This window comes from Arthrobacter agilis (genome assembly GCF_002953615.1).
GTDB lineage: Bacteria > Actinomycetota > Actinomycetes > Actinomycetales > Micrococcaceae > Arthrobacter_D > Arthrobacter_D agilis_B.
Genome location: NZ_CP024915.1, coordinates 3,427,525 through 3,429,920 on the forward strand (window position 1 = coordinate 3,427,525; position 2,396 = coordinate 3,429,920).

Consider the following 2,396-nt stretch of genomic DNA (forward strand, 5'->3'; position numbering starts at 1 on the left):
CCGACGAACACACCTCTCACAGCAACCTCCTCGCGTACCACCAGTGGACTCGCCCGACACGAGGCGGGTCAACGGCGCCTCCGCCTAAAGAGGCACTTGTCAATGACCTCCAGTGAGGAAGCGCGGGAAGCAGCGCACACCTCCTCAGCACGACGAGGATGCACGCACCTGCCATAGCGTGCATCAACTCGCCGTCGCCGGTCTTGCGCAAAAATCACCCCAAGGCGACGATGCCGGGCTGATCGAGAAGCACTGCAATGAAGCCCCGTGCCAAGGCACGGCTACACCTGTGTGCGAGGGTCGAGACCGTGTGTATCGGTCCGGTGCGTGAGTCCCGCCAAAGGATCCTTTGACTGGACGCTTGAGCGGGGCCCCGACCAGTCCGATCATCTTCATTGTTCGCGTGAGATTCTATAGCCCGCTGTTGTCTCAGCAATGTGTCTCATGTCGAGTAATCTCATCAAAGCGGAATTGGGCCTTTGATGAGTGTTGGGAGCGCCGGGATGGGAAGTATCGGGTACGCGAGGGTCAGTACGCTGGAGCAGAACGTGGATCTGCAGCACGCGGCACTGTCTGCGGCTGGCTGCGATCGGATTTTCACCGATCATGGCGTGAGCGGAACGATGGCGAGCCGGCCGGAGCTCGATAAGCTCCTCGATCACCTGCGGAGCGGTGATGAGGTGGTGGTGTGGAAGTTGGATCGGTTGGGACGGAACACGCGGAGCCTGCTGGCCCTCATCGATCACCTGGAGAGCAGGGGAGTGCACTTCCGAAGTGTCACCGAGGGCATCAGTACGACAGGGCCGATGGGGCGAGCGATGCTGACCGTGATGTCTGCCTTCGCTCAGCTCGAGCGCGATCAGCTCGCTGAGCGGACCAGGGCGGGTATGGCTGCGGCTGCTGAGCATGGCCGGAAGGCTGGCCGACGGGAAGTCACGACCGACCATGCGAAGGTCAGGCGTGCCAGGGACCTCAAAGCCCAGGGTCTCGCCCCAGCCGATATCGGGAAGATCATCGGAGCCAGTCGGGCGACGGTGTACCGGTATCTCAGTATTGGCGGCAGTGAAGTAGTCGTGTAAGTTCCGTGCCAACACCGACGTAGGCTCGTGTGCAGTAGATTTCCTCATTCGCACCCAGGGCGCCCATTAGAGGGTGCGCCGTGATCACCCCCATCCCGTCGTCAGGTTACCGAGTTGAGGACCCATGAGCCCTACAGAGAATGCTTCACCGGTGTCGCCCTCTGCGGTCCTGCAGGACGCGGTTCTGGACAGCGAGGACGTGCGCGGGTTCCTTAATTCTTTGGCCATGACTGCCGCCGAGCAGTTGTCCACGGAGACGGCCCCGGTGTTGTGCGGGGTGACGCTTCTGCGGCCGCGGATGATGGCGACGGTCGCCACCAGCAGTGTTGAGGCCGAGAAAATGGACGAACTTCAGTACGAGCACAACGACGGTCCCTGCCTACGGGCTGCGCGGGAGGAGAAGGTGTACCGGGTGGAGGACTTCCGCACCGAGAACCGGTTCGGCGGGTACTCCACCGATGTCGCCGAACACGGGATGCTGTCCGCGATCGGAGTGCCGATCGTTCTCGACGGTAAGGCCAACGCCGGGCTGAACCTTTACTCGCCGCGGGTTCGCGGCTTCGACGACGCAGCTGTAGAGAAGGCGCGCGCCTTCGCTCGAGACACGTCGAACGCGCTGCGTACGGCGGTGCGGATCGCTGACCTGACTGATCATTCCAGGGACCTCGAGACCGCGATGCAGAACCGCACGACCATCGACCTGGCAGCGGGGATCATCATGGGCCAGAACAGATGCTCCCAGGACGAGGCCATGACGATTCTCAAAATGGCTTCCAATTCCCGGAACCAGAAGTTGAGCGCGGTTGCCGCCGCAGTCGTGGAAAGTGTCACTCAGACCCCGGTCACTACCCACTTCGACTGACACCCAACACGTCGAGCTACACCTGTGGCTTTTCTAGTTAGACGCGCCCACCCGGGTACCCAAAACATCTCATCCAAGCGGCGTGGCTCACCAACCCCCAAGGGCACTTGATGGATGGCATACGGGGGCAAGTTTTCACGATGAGGCGGGGCCCGGAATCTCAGGAATGCTTGCTCAGCCCTCGACCGGGTTGGTTGTCGTGTAGAGCGTCAGGATTGCAAGACACCCCACGCTGTGAGCGCTAGACCCTGCAATACCGTTTGCTCGTGGGGCAGAGACTGGGACGGTGCCCGGCTCCGGGTTCGCTTTGGTTCATCGCCTGCGGTATGTCGCCGATCGTCAGGCGTGGCGTGTGGCGGGCTGCAGGACGATCTCGGTGGGGCAGACGTTGCTGGGTGAGTCGATGATGAATTGGGCCGCGGTGGCGATGTCCTCGGGACGAAGCAGAGCGGCGG

General features: G+C 62.1%; 2 protein-coding genes. Both read left to right on the forward strand.

Annotated elements, in window-relative coordinates:
- Positions 1–503 precede the first annotated feature (503 nt).
- Positions 504–1,079, forward strand: coding sequence for a recombinase family protein (locus CVO76_RS16895; RefSeq protein ID WP_208740218.1), 576 nt, complete (start codon positions 504–506; stop codon positions 1,077–1,079).
- A gap of 124 nt (positions 1,080–1,203) precedes the next feature.
- The gene (locus tag CVO76_RS16900; protein WP_208740219.1) at positions 1,204–1,941 is read left to right on the forward strand and encodes a GAF and ANTAR domain-containing protein; all 738 of its coding nucleotides are present in this window, start codon (positions 1,204–1,206) and stop codon (positions 1,939–1,941) included.
- The last annotated feature ends 455 nt before the right edge of the window (positions 1,942–2,396 follow it).